At 71.7% G+C, this 17,615-nt stretch carries 15 protein-coding genes and 1 pseudogene; 4 read left to right on the forward strand and 12 right to left on the reverse strand.

The features are described from left to right. From ltnD to OHA73_RS34685, 11 genes are all read right to left on the reverse strand, one after another. A complete protein-coding gene (gene ltnD / locus OHA73_RS34635; RefSeq protein WP_327657036.1) occupies positions 1-978 on the reverse strand; it encodes an L-threonate dehydrogenase in 978 nt (325 codons plus the stop codon). Between the two features lie 170 nt (positions 979-1,148). Next, positions 1,149-2,321 (reverse strand): sialidase family protein, encoded by a 1,173-nt coding sequence (locus OHA73_RS34640; RefSeq protein ID WP_267068558.1) that lies wholly within the window; start codon positions 2,319-2,321, stop codon positions 1,149-1,151. Positions 2,322-2,355: 34 nt separating this feature from the next. Next, positions 2,356-3,207 (reverse strand): ABC transporter ATP-binding protein, encoded by an 852-nt coding sequence (locus OHA73_RS34645; protein ID WP_267068557.1) that lies wholly within the window; start codon positions 3,205-3,207, stop codon positions 2,356-2,358. Positions 3,208-3,262: 55 nt separating this feature from the next. Further along, positions 3,263-4,087: an ABC transporter ATP-binding protein gene (locus tag OHA73_RS34650; protein ID WP_267068556.1), complete on the reverse strand. Its 825-nt coding sequence runs from the start codon at positions 4,085-4,087 to the stop codon at positions 3,263-3,265. Next, positions 4,084-4,989 (reverse strand): ABC transporter permease, encoded by a 906-nt coding sequence (locus tag OHA73_RS34655; protein ID WP_267068555.1) that lies wholly within the window; start codon positions 4,987-4,989, stop codon positions 4,084-4,086. Before OHA73_RS34655 ends, OHA73_RS34650 begins: the two co-directional genes overlap by 4 nt. Positions 4,990-4,992: 3 nt before the next feature. Beyond that, the gene (locus OHA73_RS34660) at positions 4,993-5,928 is read right to left on the reverse strand and encodes an ABC transporter permease (RefSeq protein WP_266715540.1); all 936 of its coding nucleotides are present in this window, start codon (positions 5,926-5,928) and stop codon (positions 4,993-4,995) included. A 3-nt stretch (positions 5,929-5,931) separates the two neighbouring features. Next, entirely contained in the window at positions 5,932-7,503 is a 1,572-nt protein-coding gene (locus OHA73_RS34665; protein WP_267068554.1) for an ABC transporter substrate-binding protein, read from the reverse strand. Positions 7,504-7,547: 44 nt separating this feature from the next. Next, positions 7,548-8,972 (reverse strand): Nramp family divalent metal transporter, encoded by a 1,425-nt coding sequence (locus OHA73_RS34670; protein ID WP_267068553.1) that lies wholly within the window; start codon positions 8,970-8,972, stop codon positions 7,548-7,550. Between the two features lie 129 nt (positions 8,973-9,101). Beyond that, positions 9,102-10,055 carry a phosphoglycerate dehydrogenase gene (locus OHA73_RS34675; RefSeq protein ID WP_267068552.1) on the reverse strand — a complete coding sequence of 318 codons (954 nt, stop codon included), beginning with the start codon at positions 10,053-10,055 and terminating at the stop codon, positions 9,102-9,104. Continuing rightward, on the reverse strand, positions 10,055-10,840 hold the full coding sequence (locus OHA73_RS34680; RefSeq protein WP_267068551.1) for an HpcH/HpaI aldolase family protein: 786 nt from the start codon (positions 10,838-10,840) through the stop codon (positions 10,055-10,057). The genes OHA73_RS34675 and OHA73_RS34680 overlap by 1 nt, the downstream gene beginning before the upstream one ends. A gap of 51 nt (positions 10,841-10,891) precedes the next feature. Further along, positions 10,892-11,872, reverse strand: coding sequence for an aldo/keto reductase (locus OHA73_RS34685; RefSeq protein WP_267068550.1), 981 nt, complete (start codon positions 11,870-11,872; stop codon positions 10,892-10,894). 392 nt (positions 11,873-12,264) lie between these two features. Here OHA73_RS34685 and OHA73_RS34690 point away from each other — a divergent pair, with 392 nt between their 5' ends. The 4 genes and pseudogenes from OHA73_RS34690 to OHA73_RS34705 all read left to right on the forward strand — a co-directional run. Further along, positions 12,265-13,566, forward strand: coding sequence for a four-carbon acid sugar kinase family protein (locus OHA73_RS34690; protein ID WP_267068549.1), 1,302 nt, complete (start codon positions 12,265-12,267; stop codon positions 13,564-13,566). Between the two features lie 44 nt (positions 13,567-13,610). Further along, positions 13,611-14,618: a 4-hydroxythreonine-4-phosphate dehydrogenase PdxA gene (gene pdxA / locus OHA73_RS34695; protein WP_327657037.1), complete on the forward strand. Its 1,008-nt coding sequence runs from the start codon at positions 13,611-13,613 to the stop codon at positions 14,616-14,618. 183 nt (positions 14,619-14,801) lie between these two features. Next, the gene (locus OHA73_RS34700; protein WP_327657038.1) at positions 14,802-15,623 is read left to right on the forward strand and encodes a DeoR/GlpR family DNA-binding transcription regulator; all 822 of its coding nucleotides are present in this window, start codon (positions 14,802-14,804) and stop codon (positions 15,621-15,623) included. Between the two features lie 230 nt (positions 15,624-15,853). Next, a pseudogene (locus OHA73_RS34705) lies at positions 15,854-16,963 on the forward strand (pectate lyase family protein); the annotation flags it as partial. Positions 16,964-17,077: 114 nt separating this feature from the next. Here the strand turns inward: OHA73_RS34705 and OHA73_RS34710 are convergent. Further along, positions 17,078-17,569, reverse strand: a complete 492-nt coding sequence (locus OHA73_RS34710; RefSeq protein ID WP_327657039.1) for a lamin tail domain-containing protein — start codon at positions 17,567-17,569, stop codon at positions 17,078-17,080. Positions 17,570-17,615: the final 46 nt, after the last annotated feature.

Genomic DNA, 17,615 nt, shown 5'->3' on the forward strand with positions numbered 1-17,615 from the left:
TCAGGCCCCCTTCTCGTCGTTGTCGTGGGTGTTCGGCCGGTGGTGGGGCGGTTCGATGCCCGGTTCTGGCAGTTCGATGCCCGGGAAGATCTTGATGACCGCGCTGTCGTCCTCGCCGCCGAGGCCGGACGCGGAGGCCTGAAGGAACATCTGGTGGGCGGTCGCGGACAGCGGCAGCGGGAACTTCTCCGGCCGCGCGGAGTCGAGGACGAGGCCGAGGTCCTTGACGAAGATGTCGACGGCGGAGAGCGGCGTGTAGTCCCCGGCCAGCACGTGGGCCATGCGGTTCTCGAACATCCACGAGTTGCCCGCGCTGTGGGTGATCACCTCGTACAGCGACTCGGCCGGCACGCCCGCCTTGATACCGAGGGCCATGGCCTCCGCGGCGGCGGCGATGTGCACGCCCGCGAGCAGCTGGTTCACGATCTTGACCTTGGAGCCGAGGCCCGCGGTGTCGCCGAGTCGGTAGACCGTGGCGCTCATCGCGTCGAGCACCGGGTCGGCGAGTGCGTACGCCTCCGGGGAGCCGGAGGTCATCATCGTCAGCTCGCCGGTCGCGGCGCGGGCGGCGCCGCCGGAGATGGGGGCGTCGAGGAAGCCGACGCCCAACTGCCCGAGCCTACCCTCCAGTTGGGCGGAGAAGGTCGGGTCGACGGTGGAGCACATGACGTAGACGGAACCGGGGCGCAGGCGGTGGGCCGCGCCGCCGTCGCCGAAGAGGACCGACTCGACCTGCGCCGAGTTGACCACGACACCGACGAGGACGTCGACGTCGGCCGCCAGGTCACCGGCCGTGTCGTACGCGGCGCCGCCCTCGCGTGCGAAGTCGGCGGCCACGTCGGCGCGCAGGTCGTGGACCGCCACGTGGAACCCGGCGGCGCGCAGGCTGCGCGCCATGCCGAGCCCCATGGCCCCGAGGCCGACGACGCCGACGCGGGTCGTGGGGGCGGTCGGGGCCGGCTGATCCTGGTCGTGCATGGGTGTCTGTCCCTGTCTCTCGCCGTGGGCCGAGGGCCGTGGGTCGAGGCCCGTGGGGCCGTCGAACGCAGGTCATATGATGACCTGACGTCCACGCGGAGTACAGGGTGATGCCGATCACATGGGCAGGAGTGGGGGCGGGAGCGGGGTAGGTGTGCTGTCCCCGGCGGTCAGGCGTGCGGTGTGAGCTGGATGTGGCGGATTCCCTTGCGGTGGTGGGTGTACGCGATGTGCAGCGCGCCATCGGCGGACTGGGTCACGGACGGGTAGGACAGCTCGCGGTTGAGGCCGTCGCGGGAGTTGTTGGTCATGCAGTGGCCGTCGCCCGTGACCAGGTCCGCGGCGCGCTGCCAGGTGCGGCCGCCGTCGGGGGAGAGGGCGAGGCTCAGCGGGGCGCGCGGGGCGCCCCAGAAGGCGGAGCCGACAGTGTCGTCGTCGGCTGTCCCGGCCTGCGTCGCCAGGTCGCCCGACTCGTCGATCTCGTCGTACAGGGACACGCGGCGGTCGGTGGCGTCGGCCGCGCTGCTGTGGTTGTAGACGAGCGCGAGGCGGCCGTCCGTCAGGGGCACGTACTGGACGGAGGAGTTGTTGTTGGGCAGGTCGAGCGGTTCGGGTTCTGTCCAGGTGGTGCCCTCGTCGTACGAGACCGAGCGGTGGACGTGGTCGGCGCGGCGGCTGCGGTAGAGGGCGAGCAGGGAGCCGTCCGGCAGGGCGTGGACGTTCATGTGCACCAGGCCGGTCGACGCCGGGACGGTGTGCTCGCGCCACGTCGTACCGCCGTCGTCGGACACCATCACCGCGCTGGTGTCGTGCTCGCCGGTCCACGCCACTCCCTCGGGGGTCGTGCAGCGGAACACCGGCAGCAGGATCCGGCCGGTCGGCAGCACCACCGGAGGCTGCCGCACGAATACGCCGCCGGACTCGGCGCTGAACAAGGTGCGCGGTGCCGCCCAACTCCCGCCCCGGTCACGGCTGATGCGCAGCCGCACCTGTGCGGTGTCCTGGCGTCCGCCCTGCTGGGCGGTGTGCAGCAGCCACCACTCGCCGCTCGGCAGGACGGTCAGGATCGGGTTCTGCTCCGAGCGGTCGGGGTCGTCGGAGAGGCGCTGCGGCTCGGACCACTCGGCGGCCCCCGCCGGGAGCCGGGAGAACCAGACGCAGATGTCGGCCATGCCCTCCTGCGTGCCGCCGAACCACACGCAGCCGAGTTCGCCGTCCGGCAGCACGGTCAGGTTGGCGGCGTGGCTCTGGACGGTGGGGGTGGGGAGGGCGCGGTCGGTGCGGGTGTGGCCGGGCAGGGTGGGTGTCTCGGTAGTCCGGGGTGTAGGCGTCGTGGGTGTCATGGGCGGCATGGGTCCTCTCCAGTGGGGTGGTGTGTCACGCCGGGGTGTGGGCCCGGCCGCGCGCGTGCAGCAGTTCGCGGGGCTTGCGGCCGCGGATCGCCGCCGGGTCGAGGGCCGCGCGGCGCAGATCGCGGGTGTACGGCTCGGTGGGCGAGGCCAACACGTCGGCGGTGCGGCCCTGTTCGACGACCCGGCCCGAGCGCAGCACGACCACGTCGGTGCTGATCTCCCGTACGAGGCCCAGGTTGTGGGCGATGACGAGGTACGTGATGCCGGTCTCGGCCTGGAGTTCGCGCAGCAGCTCCAGGACGCGGGCCTGGACGGAGACGTCGAGTGCGGAGGTCGCCTCGTCGCACACCAGCAGGTCGGGTGAGGAGGCGAGGGCGCGGGCGATACCGATGCGCTGGCGCTGGCCGCCGGAGAACTCGGAAGGGCGGCGGTCGCGGGCCGAGGCGGGCAGGCCCACCCGGTCCAGGAGCTCGGCCGCGCGGCGTGTGCGGGCCGTTCTGTCGCGGGTGCCGGAGAGGGGGCCTGAGAGGCGGAGGGGTTCCGCCACGATGTCCTGGGCGGTGAGGTGGGGGTCCAGTGAGCCGTACGGGTCCTGGAAGATCATTTGGAAGCGGGGGCGCAGGGGGCGGAGGCGGCGTTCGGGGAGGGCGGCGAGGTCGGTGCCGTCGAAGAGGATGCGGCCTGCGGTGGGTTTCAGGAGGCGGACCACCGCGTGGGCGATGGTGGATTTGCCGCTGCCGGATTCTCCTACCAGGGCGAGGGCGCTGCCGCGCGGGATCGTGAAGGTGACTCGGTCGACCGCGGTTGTGGCTCCGCCGGGGGCGGGGTAGGTGACGACGAGGTCCTCGACGTGGAGGAGAGGATCGGGAGTGGTCATGGGCTGGCTCCTTGCCGGGGTTGCGGACTCGGGGCGCTGCCCCGGACCCCGCTGCTCAATCGCCGCAGGGGCTTACAAATGGGCCGAGCCGTGGCACCGCGGCCAGCAGTGAACGGGTGTAGTCCTCCGTCGGTGACTCGACGATTTGTTCTGCCTCGCCGGACTCGATGAAGCGGCCGTCGCGCATGACGTGGATGCGGTCCGAGATCAGGCGGGCCACGCCCAGGTCGTGGGTGATCATCAACAGGCCGACGCCATCCGTCTCCTGGAGGGCCATGAGGAGGTCGAGGACCTCGGCCTGGACCGTTGCGTCGAGGGCCGATGTCGGTTCGTCCGCCACCAGGAGGCGTGGTTCGGCGGCGAGGGCGATGGCGATCAGGACGCGTTGCAGCATGCCGCCGGAGAATTCCTGCGGGTAGGCCTTCCAGCGGCGTGCGGGATCGCTGATGCGGACCCGTTCCATCAGGGCCGTGCCCCGGTCGCGTATCTCCGCGCGGCCGATGCCGGGGTGGCGCAGGCGGAGGGCGTCGCCGAGTTGGCGGCCGATGGTGTGCACCGGGCTGAGCGCCGTCATCGGGTCCTGGGGGATCAGGGAGACGGTGCGGCCGCGGGCCCGACGGGCGGCCGCGGGGTCGGCGATCACGTCCTCGCCGGCGATCCGCGCGCTGCCGGAGAGGACGGCGAGGCCCTCGGGGAGGAGGCGCAGTACGCCCATGGCCGTGGTCGACTTGCCGGAGCCGGACTCGCCGATGAGGGTGACCGTCTCGCCCTCGTGGACCGTGAAGCTCACGCCGTCCACGGCGCGTACGATGCCGCGGCCCGTGACCAGTTCGATCTGGAGGTTCGTCACGTCCAGGAGTGGTTGCTGAGTGGGTGTCATGTCTGGGCTCCCTTCGTCGACTTGAGGGCGGGGACGCGGTCGCGCAGGCCGTCGCCGACGAGGTTGACGCCGACCACCAGCAGCGCGATGACCAGGCCGGGCAGTGTCACCAGCCACCACGACGTGGTGAGGTAGGCCTGGCCGTCGGAGATGATGCGGCCCCATGTCGCGAACGGGCGTTGGGGGCCGGCGCCGAGGAAGCTGAGCGAGCTCTCCAGGAGGACGGCCTGGGCCAGGAGCAGCAGGATCACCAACGCCGCCGGGCGCACGATGTTCGGGATCACGTGGCGGCCGAGGACCGACCATCCGCGCAGGCCCAGGAGGCGGGCGGCAGCCACGTACGGCTTCTCGCGTTCCACGAGGACGAGGGAACGGGTCAGGCGGGCCACCTCCGGCCACTGTGCGACCGCGATCACCGCCGTGATGACGGGGATCGACGGGCCGAACAGGGCGACGACCAGAAGGAGCATCATCAGGAGGGGCAGGGCGAGTTGGGCTTCCAGGAGGCGGGAGACGACCGTGTCGACCCAGCCGCCGAAGTAGCCTGCGGCCGAACCCGCGGCGATGCCGATCAGGCCGGACACGATCACGGCCAGCACACCCACCGTCAGTGACACCTGGCCGCCCAGCAGGATCCGGGCGAGCAGATCGCGGCCCAGCTGGTCCGTGCCGAACAGGTGGCCCTCGGTGAGCGGCGGGAGCCTGCGGGCCGCCAGGTTCTGCGCGTTGGCGTCCGGCAGGGGGAGTACGCGGGCGAGTGCGACGGGCAGCACGACCATCGCCGCGCACACCGCGCCCACCCAGAGTTTGAAGCGGGCGCTGCGCCGCTGGCGGGTCGCCGTGGCCCGCCTGAGGTCGCGGGCGGTGACGGCGCTGGGTGCGGGGGAAAGCGTGGCGGACATGGCTCAGGCCGCCTTTCCGAGTCGTACCCGCGGGTCGAGCAGCGGGTAGCAGAGGTCGACGACGAGTTGGACCAGCAGTGCGAGTGCGGCCGTGACCAGGACCGTTGCCTGGATCAGGGGGTAGTCGCGGGTGTCGAGGGCGCGGACGACGAGCGAGCCGACGCCCGGCCAGCCGAAGACGACCTCGACGACCACGACACCGTTGAGCAGCGCCGCGAACCGGGTGCCGACGGCGGTGACCAGCGGCACCGCCGAGTTGGCGAGTGCGTAGCGCCAGGTCAGGGCGCGCTCGCTGACACCGCGCGAGCGGGCCACGGTTACGTACGAGGAGGCGAGCGCGGTGGACATCTCGCGGCGTACGAGCCGGGAGACCAGGGCGAGTTGGAGGAGCGCGACGGTGATCGTCGGCAGGACCAGTCCGCCCCAGGAGGTGAAGCCCGAGGCCGGCAGGACGGGGAACAGGACCGCGAAGACGGTGAGGAGCATGACGCCGGTCCAGAAGTCGGGCATGGACTGCCCGGTGATCGTGAAGATGTTGGCGCCCAACTCGCGTGCGCTGTCCGCGTGATGGGCCATCCACACGCCGAGCGGCACCGCCACGACGACCGTCACGGCGATCGCCGAGACCGCGAGCGTGAGGGTGTACGGAAGGCGGTCCATGACCACGTCGAAGGCCGGGGCGTGGAACGAGTAGCTGGTGCCGAAGTTTCCGCTGACCAGGTCCCGTAGATAGATTCCGTACTGCTCGAAAAGTGGTCTGTCGAGGCCGAACTGGGCTCGGATGCGCGCGAGTTCGGAGGTCGATGCCGTCGGGCCCGCGTACGCGGACGCCGGGTCGCCCGGTGCCATCCGGATCAGCAGGAACACGACGGTCAGAGTGAGGAAGACGGTCAGGACGCTCTGGCCGAGACGCCGAGCGAGGTACGTGGCCGTGGCCATGGGTCAGCCCTCCAGCCGTACGGTCGACAGGTCGTAGCAGTTGAGCGGGGCCAGTTCGAGGTCGGTGACGCGGTCGCGGCGGGCCTGCACCGTCTTCGGCACGAAGGACCACAGGCACGGCCAGGTGTCCCAGACCGCACGCTGCGCCGCGTTCAGCTTTTGGGTGCGCGTCTTCGCGTCCGTCTCCTCGGCGGCGTCGGACAGTTGACGTTCGATGTGCGGCTTCACGTAGCCCATGAAGGCGTCACCCGTCTTGTCGTCCTCGGCGGTGCCCGCGTACATGGCCTGGAGGCTGGTGAGGGCCTGTCCCGTGGTGCCGGGGAAGCCGTTGCCGATCACGTCCCAGTCGCCGCCGCGGCCCTGCCGCCAGGCGAGGATGTCGCCGCCCGGCTGGAACTGCTTGAGCTGCGCGCGCACGCCGGCGTCCCGCAACATCTCCACCAGCGCCTCCATTACGGAGGCGTCGCCCGCGAACTCGCCGCTCTCCCAGATGATGGTGAGCCGCATCCCGTCGGCGCCCAGCGCCCTCAACTGCTTCCGGGCGGCGGCCGGATCGTGGTGGTACGACCCGGTGCGCACGGCCCCTTCGAGGGCCAGTGGCAGCACACCCTGCGCCTCCACCGCGGACTTGGTGAGGACGTCCTTGATGAGCGCGTCCCCGTCGACGGCGTGGGTGAGGGCCTTGCGGACGCGCGCGTCGGACAGCGGATACGACCTGGGCTTGCGGAAGTTGTAGAACAGCTGGCAGATCCGCACGCCGGGGACGCGGTCCAGGCGTACCCCGGGGAGCCCGTCGAGCTGGTCGGCGGAGTCCGGGGTGAGGGTGTCGACGACGTCGAGTTCGCCGCTGCGGATCCCGACGACCCGGCTGGACTCCTCGGGCACGAACCGGACTTGCACCCGGTCGACGCCCGGCGGTGTGCCCCAGTAGTTCGGGTTGCGGGCGAGCGTGTACTCGCCGGTGCCGCTGTTCGCGGCGACCACCCGGTACGGTCCCGTGCCCACACCGGACCGCAGTTCCTCGGCGCGGTTGTCCGCGGCCGGGGTGATGAGGATGTTCGCCATCAGGCGGTCGAGCACGGGCACCGGGCGGCGTGTGTGCAGGAGGAACGTACGCTCGTCGACCCGTTCCACGGTGGGGAGTTCGGGGAAGAGGCCGCGGATGAACGAGCCGTCGACCTTCCCGTACAGGCGCAGCGCGGTCGCCACGTCCTCGACGCGCACGGGGCGCTTGTCGGAGTAGTGGATGCCGTCGCGCAGTCGCACCGTCCAGGTCGTCGGCGACGTCATCTCGAAGCGGTCGGCGAGGACTTGGGCGACCGACAGGTCCGGGCGGATCGCGGTGAGCGCCTGCCGCACGCCGCGCTGCACGGTGACGGCGGCGTCGAACTGGTTGAGCTTGTTGTCCAGGCTGACCAGGGAGCGGTTCAGGCCGAGCGAGAGCGTCCGCGGTCCTGGCGCACCCGTCGGTCCCGCGCAGGCGGTGAGCGGGCCGAGGGCCAGGCCGGCGCCACCGGCCGCGAGAGTGCGCAGCAGCGTGCGGCGGGAGGGATGGAGGTGAGGTGGGGAGGGCATCGTCGACCTCTCGGGGGAGGGGCTCATCGGAAGCGGGGCGAGGCTCAGGCGCCGGGTGTCAGGCCCAGCGTGTCCAGGACCGCGTACACCCCGAGGCAGACGATCGCCGCGCTGCTGATCACGAGGGCGGCGGTCAGCCAGGGGTTGGCGCGGAAGCGGGGCGGGACGCCGGTGTAGCGCAGGCGCCACACCGCGATCACGACGGCGAGCAGGAAGACGCCGCCGCCGATGCCACCGATCTGGACCATCAGGACGGGGGACTGCACCCACAGGAAGAAGCACATCCACACCGGGGGCAGACACCAGGTCAGGACCCGGATGGTGCGTGTGCGGGAGCGCACGTCGTGCCAGTCGATGACACCGAGCAGACCGAGGGTGTTGGCCCACAGGCGTGGCACGCTCGCCGACGACGCGACCGTCACGGAGAAGAGGACCGCGATCGCGCCGGCCAGGAAGAGGTACTGCGCCCACGGGCCGAGCACGTCGGTGTACATGTGCGAGAGCGTGGTGATCATGTCGTTGCCCTCGGGGACCAGGCCCTGCGGGTGCAGTACCGAGGCGCCGATCGTGTAGAAGGACAGCGTGCACAGGGTGCAGATGAGCCAGGAGACACCCACGTCGAGGCGCATGACCTTGAGCCACCCCTCGGCCCGTCGCGCCCGCTCCTCGGTGCCGTCGTCGGGGCCCGTCCAGCGGGCGTAGCCCTTCTCCAGACACCAGTACGTGTACGTCGTCATCTCGTCGGCGCCGACACCGGTGATGCCGAACATGGCGAGGGCGATGCCCACCGTGCCCGCCGGGATCTGGAAGCTCAGGCCCTCGGCGAGGTCGGCGGAGCCGTAGCCGAACGCGGTGAGGGGGAGGGCCAGGGCGAGGCCGACGGTGATGACCGTCTTGAGCGTGATGCCGATGACTTCGACCCGCTCGACGACGTGGTACTTGCCGGTCTGGAGGATGAGTACGGCGCCGGCCGTGACGATGACCGCCCAGATGGTGAGCGACGTGACGCTGAGCGAGCCGCCGTGGATCGGGAGCAGGATCGAACAGGCGGCGGCCGTACCGCCGATGATGCCGCCGCGCTGGAACATCTTGGCGAAGTCCATGCCGATCCAGAGCCAGTTGATCCAGCTCAGGCGGCCGATCCGGGGGCCGATGTCACGGAAGCCGTCCAGGGCGGGGCGGCCGGTGAGGATGGTCCAGCGGGCCAGCTCCATCTGCACCCACACCTTGACCGCGGTGGAGATGATCACGAGCCAGAGCAGCGCGAAGCCGGCCCTGGCGCCGAGCGAGGTGGTGGTGATCAGCTCACCGGAGCCGACGACGGCCGCGGAGAGGATGAGCCCGGGACCGAGCCGGCGCAGTCGGCCGCGGAAGGTCTCGGGGGCCGGGCGGGCGTCTTCGGCGCGCAGGGCGTACGGGTCGGCCTGCGCGGGCGCCGGGGGGACGGCGCCGGTCGTGGTGGTGGACATGTGTCAGGTCCTCGGGGGTCTTCCGGCGTCTTCGCCGGAATCCGGACAGGGAGGTGTGGGAGGTGGCGCGGGTGGGGCTCGGTGTCTCGCTGGGGTCGGTCGATCAGGCGGTTCAGGTGGCCTGTCGGCTCAGGTGGCTTCGTGGTGTGCCGGCTCGCCCGCGAGGACGCGCACCACGTCCTCCGCGACCATCGCGCCCATCGTCCGGTTCGCCTCGGGGGTGCAGGCCGCCATGTGCGAGGTCAGCAGCGTGCGGGGCGCCCCGCGCAAGGGGTGATCGGCGGGGAGCGGTTCCGTGGTGAACGCGTCGAGGGCGGCCGCGCCGAGGTGGTCGGTGCCCAACAGCTCGGCGAGTGCCGTCTCGTCGATCAGGCCGCCGCGCGCGGCGTTGACCAGGATGGCGCCGCGCTTCATGGACTCCAGGCGGGCCCGGTCGAGGAGCGGGGCGCCGGACGGGTCCGGTGGGGTGTGCAGGCTGATGGCGTCGGCGCGCGCCAACAGGGCGTCCAGGCGCGCCGGTTCGGCGTCGAGTGCTCGGATGGTGTCGTCCGGTACGTAGGGGTCGTGGGCCAAGACCGACATGCCGAAGGCCCGCGCGTAACCGGCGAGCAGCCGACCGATCCGGCCGAATCCGACGATGCCCAGCGTCCTGCCGTGCAGCTCGGGGCCGAACAGCTTCGGCCAGTCGCCGAGTGACACCGCGACATGGGAGGCGGTGAGCGAGCGGGCCGCGGACAGCAGCAGGCCGAAGGTGTACTCGGCGACGGCACGGGAGTTGCTGCCGGGCGCGCACACCACGGGGATGCCTCGGTCGCGGGCGGCGTCCAGGTCGATGGTGTCGACGCCCACGCCGTGCTTGGCGATCACCTTCAACCGCGGTGCGGCGTCCATGACTTCGGCGGTGATCGGGTCCATGCCGACGATCAGGGCGTCCGCCTCGGCGGCGAATTTCAGCAGCTCGGCTCCCGGCAGCGCCGCGTCCTCGCGCGGGCGCAGCGGACCCGCGCCCGCCGACTCCAGGATCTGCCACGGGCGGGCGGAGTGCCGGGCGAAGGTGGGTGTGGTGATGAGCGTCGTCGGCATCAGTGCGCGCCGCCGCGGGCCGCGTCCAGGTGGGACGTGGCGATCTGCTGGAGGTGGACGACGTCGGCGGCCACCGTGGCGAACGTGAAGCCCTCCGCGAGGCGGCGGGCCGCGCTCGCGCCGTCGGCGTTGTGGATGCCGGCGGCGATGCCCGCGTCCTCCGCCGCCTTCCGTACGCGGATCAGGGCCTGCTCGAACTCGTCCTGCACGGACGGGTCGGACGACGTCGCGCCGCCGATGGCGAGGCGCAGGTCGGAGGGGCCGACGTAGATGCCGTCGAGTCCGGGCGTCGAGCAGATCTCCTCGACGTTGGCGAGCCCGTCGGCCGTCTCGATCATCGCGAGAACGGCGGTCGCGTCGTGCGTGTCGGCCGGGTTCGGGCCGACGCGGAGCTGGGCGCGCATCGGCCCGTAGCTGCGGCGGCCGAGCGGCGGGTAGCGCACGGCGGCCACGGCGTCGGCGGCGTCCTGCGCGGTGTCGATCAGCGGCACGATGACGGCGGTCGCGCCCGCGTCGAGGGCCTTGCCGATGTACGTGAGGTCGTTGGCCTCGACGCGCACCATCCCGACGGCCGTGGAGCCCTTGGTGTCGGTGGCGAGGAGGTTGTTCAGCATGCCCTGGTAGCCGAAGAGGCCGTGCTGGGCGTCGAAGGCGAGGTAGTCGTAGCCGACGCGGGCGAGGCGCTCGGCGGCGACGGGGGAGTCGAGCAACGACCAGTAGCCGATGAGCTGTTCGCGGTTGCGCAGCGCGGCGGTGAACTCGGCGGAGGTGCGACCGGGGGCCATGGGTGTCTCCAGTAAGAGAGGTACGAGGGGGGAGGTGCGAGGGGGTGGGGGTCAGCGGTTGTAGGCGGGCATCGGGCCGCGCAGTCGGGCGCCGACCTCGTCGCAGGCGGTCAACACGTCCTCCGGCAGCCGGCCCTGGGCCGCGGCCGCGATATTGGCCCTGAGGTGGTCGACCTTGGAGCCGCCGAGCAGCAGGGCATCGGTGGAAGGGCGGGAGAGTAGCCAACGCAGGGACAGGTCGGTGAGCGGCAGTCCCGCGTCGGACGCGATCCGGGTCAGATCGCCCACCGCGCGGAACAGGTCCTCGTTCCAGTACCGCTGCCGGTACATCGCCGCGACCTTGGAGTCACCGAACCGGCCCTCCTCCGGGGCCTGTTCGAAGGTGTGTCGGCCGGTGAGGAGGCCGCCGCCGAGCGGGTTGTAGACCATGGTGTGCAGCCCGGTCTCCGCGGCGAACTCGACGTACTCCTCCTCGATGCGGCGCGCGAGCAGGTTGTGCAGCTGCTGCGCGACAACGGGGCGCGGGGCGCTCACCTCGTCGGCCACCCGGTTCAGTTCGGCGATCTGCCAGGCCGCGTAGTTGGAGACGCCGAGCGCGCGCACCTTGCCGGCCTTCACGAACTCGGCGACGGTGTCGAGGGTTTCGGAGAGCGGCGTCGCACGGTCCGGCTGGTGCAGGTAGAAGAGGTCCACGTGGTCCGTGCCCAGGCGGCGGAGGCTGCCGTCGAGCGCGGCGCGCAGGCCCTCGGCGGACAGTGGCGCGTGCTCGCCCTGGTCGGGGTGCGGGATGCCGGCCTTCGTCGCGAGCACGACCTTGTCGCGGCGTCCTGGCAGCAGTTCGGCGAGGATGCGCTCGCTGTCGCTGCCCGCGTAGCCGTTGGCGGTGTCCACGCCCGTGATGCCCGCGTCGAGTGCGGCGTCCAGCATCGCGGCGGCCGTCGCGCGGTCCGCGGTGTCGCCGAAGGTCATGGTGCCGAGGACGAGGCGGGACAACGGGACGGGGGCGTGCGGGAGTTGGATGCCGGGGGTCACGGTGGGGGTCCTTCCGGGGGAGCGGGTGGCGCGGTGCGGTGCGTTGCGGGTGGGTGGTGGCTGGCTGCGGTGGATGTCGGGTGGGTGGTGCCGGGGCGGGGGTCGGAGCGGGGTGCTGCCCGCACCGGGGGCCGCCCCTGTGCCCACCCGTACCGCCCCTCTGGGGCGGCCCGATTGCCCACAGGGGCGGCGGTCCGATGCCCGCAGGGGGCGGCGGTTCGATGCCCGCAGGGGCGGCGGCGGCGCGGTTGTTCACAGGGGTGGCGCTGCGGTCATCGGAACGCTCGCATGGCTGCGTGATCCGCGCAAGAGGTCTCGCGCAGATCGCGCAACCTGTGCCATGATCCGGGCGGGCCGCCCAACGCCGGGCGTTCCCAAGGAGGTTCGATCCTGTGGCTTCGTCGCCCCCGCTCCCCGCTGTGCTCGCGCTCGCGGACGACCTGTCCGGCGCGGCCGAGGTCGCCCGTGCGCTCGGCGGCCCGGTGCGCCTGTGCCTCACCACTCCGACCGGCGGTGCCGCGGCCGGGGCGCACGACCTCGTCGTGGACCTGAACACACGGCATCTGCCACCTGCCGATGCGGCGGATGCCGTGCGTTCGGCCCTGGGCTCCGGGCGTTCCGGCGCTCCGGGCGCTGCGGGCCCCGGCGCTCTGGTCTTCGGGGGTCCTGACGCGTACGGGCTGCTCTACAAGAAGATCGATTCGCAGCTGCGCGGCAACGTCGCCGCAGAGGCCGTGGCGTACGCCGAGGGTGCCGAGGCCCTCGTCGTCGCGCCCGCGCTGCCCGCCGCCCGGCGCACCGTGACGGGTGGTGTCGTGCACGTGGACGGGGTGCCGCTGCACGAAACGAACGGCTGGCGCGCGGAACGCGCAACGCCGCCGCGATCGGTGGCGGAGGCGTTCTCGGGGCTGCCGGTGCGGACGATCCCGTTGGAGGTCGTACGCTCCGGACTCCCGCACCTCGAAGCTGAGTTGAAGAGTGTGGTGGCCTCCGGTGCCCACCCGGCCCCGGACGCCGAGACCGACGCCGACCTCGACGCCATCGTGGCGGCCGCCCTGCGTCTGGGTCCCGGGCTCCGGCTGCTCGGCAGCGGAGGCTTGGCGGGTGCACTCGGCCGGGCGCTCGCGCGGCCCGCCGTGCCCGCGCCCGCACCGCAGCCCGCGCGTGCCGCCACCCCGCTGCTCGTGGTGGCGGGAACGGCGGAACCGGGGGTGGTGCGGCAGATCGCGCACCTCACGGCGCTCGGCATGCGCCATCTTCCCATCGCCCCGGCGGAGTTGATGGCCGGAGCGGTGGAGGTGCGGGCGGGTGCGGTGGAGGTGCGGGCCGGTGCGGTGGAGGTGCGCGCGGGCGACGCGCCGGTGGACACCGTCCTGTCCATCGACGGCTCGGCGGGACTCCACCCCGGCGGCGGACGCGCGCTCAGCGCGGCCCTCGCCGCGCTCACCACCGCCTGGCCCGGCCGCCCCGACCTCGTCCTCACCGGCGGCGAGACCGCACGAGCCACACTGGACGCCCTGGGCGTACGAGAGTTGGAGCCGGTCGACGAGATCCACCACGGCGCCGTCCACTCCCGCACCCCCGACGGCCGCAGCGTCGTGACCCGCCCCGGCAGTTACGGCGCCGAGGACTCGCTCCTCCGCATCGCGACGGCCCTGCGCCCGCACCTGGCAGCCACCCCGGCGGCGGGCTGAACCCGCCGCCGCGTGCCCGACCCACCTTCCCCCTAGGAGTCACCATGAGCCCCGACCTGCCCCAACTCCCGCTCATCGCCGTCACGATGGGCGACGGCGCCGGCGTCGGCCCCGAGGTCGTCGTCGCCGCACTGCTCGATGAGGCGGTCCTCGGACGCTGCCGCCCCGTCGTCATCGGCGACGCGGCGCGGCTGCGCGAGGCGGCCCGCATCCTGAACCTGGAGTGCGAGGTGGCCGCGGTCGACCACCCCCGCGACGCGGTCTTCACGCCCGGCCGCGTGAACGTCGTCGACCTCGCCCTGCTCCCCGCCGACCTGCCCTGGGGCAAGCTCTCCGAGGTCGCGGGCGACGCGGCGTACGAGTTCGTGAAGCGCGCCGCCGAACTCGCGCTCGCGGGAGACGTCCAGGGCATCTGCACGGCCCCGCTCAACAAGGAGGCCCTGCACGCCGCCGGACACATCTACCCCGGACACACCGAACTCCTGGCACACCTCACCGGCACCGAAGAGGTGTCGATGATGCTGTCCACGGAGAAAGTCAAGGTCATCCACGTGACCACGCACATCGGCCTCATCGACGCGGTCAACCGCATCGAGCCGGGCCTCGTCGAGCGCACCGTGCGCCGCGGCCACGAGGCGATGGTCCGCGCCGGAACCCCGAATCCCGTCATCGGCGTCTGCGGCATCAACCCGCACGCGGGCGAGAACGGCCTGTTCGGCTACGGCGAGGAGGCGGAGAAGATCGAACCGGCCCTGGAGAAGCTGAAGGCCGCGGGCGTGGACGCACGGGGCCCGCTCCCCGCCGACACCGCCTTCTTCCTCGCCTCGCGCGGCGATTACGACCTCATCGTGGCGATGTACCACGACCAGGGACACGGCCCCGTGAAGGTCCTCGGCATCGAGGCGGGCGTGAACCTGACGGTCGGCCTGCCCGTGATCCGCACGTCCGTCGACCACGGCACCGCGTTCGACATCGCGGGAACCGGCAAGGCCGAGGCCGGTAGCATGGTCGAGGCCCTTCGCCAGGCGGCCGAGATGGCCACAGCGTCGTAGCAGACGGGCCTTCCGCCCCGGCGGTCGAACCGCCATCCGCCCCGGCGGACTGAACCGCCATCCGCCCCGGCGGTCCGAGCCGCCTTCGGCCCAGGCGGCCCGAACCGCCCTCCGACCCGGCGGCCCGAACCGCCTTCCCCTGCACCGCCGTTGACCGCCGCCGCACCGTAGAGGACCGACCAGATGTCGTCACCGAGCTCCCAGCCGCCCGGCTCTCCGCCGCCCACCTCCCAGGCGCAGGGCTCCCGGGCCCGCCGGGACCGCATCGTCGACCTGGCCACCACCACAGGACTCGCCAACGTCGAGGAACTCTCCCAGCTCTTCGAGGTCACCCCGTCCACCATCCGCCGCGACCTCGCACGCCTCACAGCGGAGGGCCGGCTCGCCCGTACCTACGGCGGCGCGATGGCCCTGTCCGCGCACCCCGAGGCCTCGCTGCGGCAGCGCACGGGGGAGGCGTACGACGAGAAGCGTGCCATCGCGCAGTGGGCGGCGCGCGCGGTGGAGCCGGGCGAGACGCTGCTCCTCGACGCCGGTACGACGGTCGGCGCGCTCGCCCATGAGCTGCGCGCCATCAAGGAGTTGACCATCGCGACGACGGGCCTGACCGCGCTGCACGCGCTCGCCGACGCGGAGGGCGTGCACGTCGAATGCCTCGGCGGCACGCTGCGCCCGCTCAGCCAGGGGTTCGTGGGTCCGCTCACCGAGGCCGCCCTGGAGCGGATGTCGTTCGACCGCGTCTTCCTCGGTGCCGACGGCGTCACGGTCGACCGCGGCATCTGCGAGGCGGACCTGCGCCAGACCCGCCTCAAGGAGCTCATGGCCCGCAGGGCCGACCACGTCTACGTCCTCGCCCACGGCAGCAAGCTGGGCCGCGCCCCGTTCCACGCGTGGGCGACGCTGAAGGAGGGCTGGACCCTGGTGACCGACGCGTCGGCGCCGGCGGAGCAGGTCAGAGCGTTCGAGGCGCGCGGGGTGCGGGTGGAGGTCGCGGGAAGCGGGTGACCGTACCGGCCCGCCAAGTGTCGTTGGGGCTGGGGTAGTTGAGTCACAAGGGGTGCGCGGGGCCTTGCCACCGGATCCGGCGGCACTCTATTGTCCCGCGCAGAAAGCGCTTTCCCCCTCTCGTTGCCGGTCGTCACACCGGTTGCACCGGCATGCCCAGAGCACACCTGAATCAGTGCACTGCACCGCGCTGCGCTGCACCTGCACTGCACCGGAAGGGAACCACGACGATGAAGTTACCCAGATCCGTCTCGCTCCGCCTCACCGCCGGGATCGGCGCGCTCGCCCTCGCGGGAGCCGCCGCGATGACGCTGTCGACGTCCGAGGCCTCGGCGGCCGTGACCGGCACCGCCACCGGCTACGCCACGCAGAACGGCGGGACCACCGGAGGCGCGGGCGGAACGACCGTACGGGCCACCACCGGGACCCAGATCCACGCGGCGCTGTGCAACCGCGCGAGCGACAGCACCCCGATCACCATCGAGGTCGAGGGCACGATCAACCACGGCAACACCAGCAAGGTGTCGGGCGACAGCTGCAACACGGCCGCCGGTGTGATCGAGCTCAAGCAGATCAGCAACGTCACGCTCGTGGGTGTCGGCAACGGCGCGGTCTTCGACCAACTCGGCATCCACATCCGCGAGTCCAGCAACATCATCATCCAGAACGTGACGGTCCAGAACGTCAAGAAGTCCGGCTCGCCCACCTCCAACGGCGGCGACGCCATCGGCATGGAGAGCGATGTCCGCAACGTCTGGGTGGACCATGTGAACCTGCGTGCCTCGGGCGGCGAGTCGGAGGGCTACGACGGCCTCTTCGACATGAAGGACGACACCAGGTACGTCACCCTCTCGTACAGCACGCTGCGCAACTCGGGCCGTGGTGGCCTCATCGGCTCCAGCGAGACGGAGCTGTCCAACGGCTTCATCACGTTCCACCACAACCTGTACGAGAACATCGACTCCCGCGCACCTCTGCTGCGCGGTGGCACGGCGCACATGTACAACAACTACTACGTGAGCCTCAACGAGTCGGGCATCAACTCCCGCGCGGGCGCCAAGGCCAAGGTCGACAACAACTACTTCAAGAACTCGAAGGACGTCCTCGGCACGTTCTACACGACCGCCGCCGGGTCCTGGCAGGTCAGTGGCAACACCTTCGACAACGTGACCTGGTCGGCCGCCGAGAGCGACTACAAGCCGGCCGGACCGAACCCGGTGTCGAACACCACGGTCTCGATCCCGTACTCCTTCAAGCTCGACTCCGCGTCCTGCGTGCCGAGTGTCGTGGGCGAGACGGCGGGCGCCAACAAGGGCATGAAGGTGTCGGACGGCAGCTGCTAGCTCGCGGTGGCCGACCTCAACCGACCCGAGGTCTCACGCGACATCGGGCCCGTCCACCGGTGCCTCACCGGTGGCCGGGCCCTGCGCTACGGGTGGCGGGCCGTGGCCCGGTCAGCCGTGGTACGCGATGTACCCGTTGCGGTCCCGGTCGTTCGTCGACGCCTTGTACGAGTGGACGTCGGAGCGGGGGCCCGACGGCTTGTACAGGTAGATGGTGTCCTTGTCGTTGTTCCACATGAAGTTGCAGTTGTCGCGGTAGACGACGTTCTTCGCGTCGGAGTCGCTGCCGTTGCCGCCGCGCAGCTTGACGTAGTCACCGGGCTGCAGGGAGTGGCTCGCGGTGAACTTGAAGCGGTTCCCCGTGGCGTCCTTCACGAGGTACCCCTTGAGGTTCACCGTCGCGGTCCGCGAGTAGTTCTTGATGGTCAGGTACTCGTTCTTGGTGTTGCCGCCCGAGCAGCGGTTGGAGTCCGGGCCCGGGGCGTTGTACTGAACGCCCCGGATCTTCAGGGCCGATGAGTACTCGGCGGCCTGCGCGGGCGTCACGGCCGCGGCGAGCGCGGCGGCGGCGAAGACGGCGGGCAGGGCGTAGCGGTAGCGCATGAGGTTCCCCCCTCAGTTGTTCTGGTGAAGCTCCGAGAGCATATGA

This window comes from Streptomyces sp. NBC_00483, from assembly GCF_036013745.1.
Classification (GTDB): Bacteria; Actinomycetota; Actinomycetes; order Streptomycetales; family Streptomycetaceae; genus Streptomyces.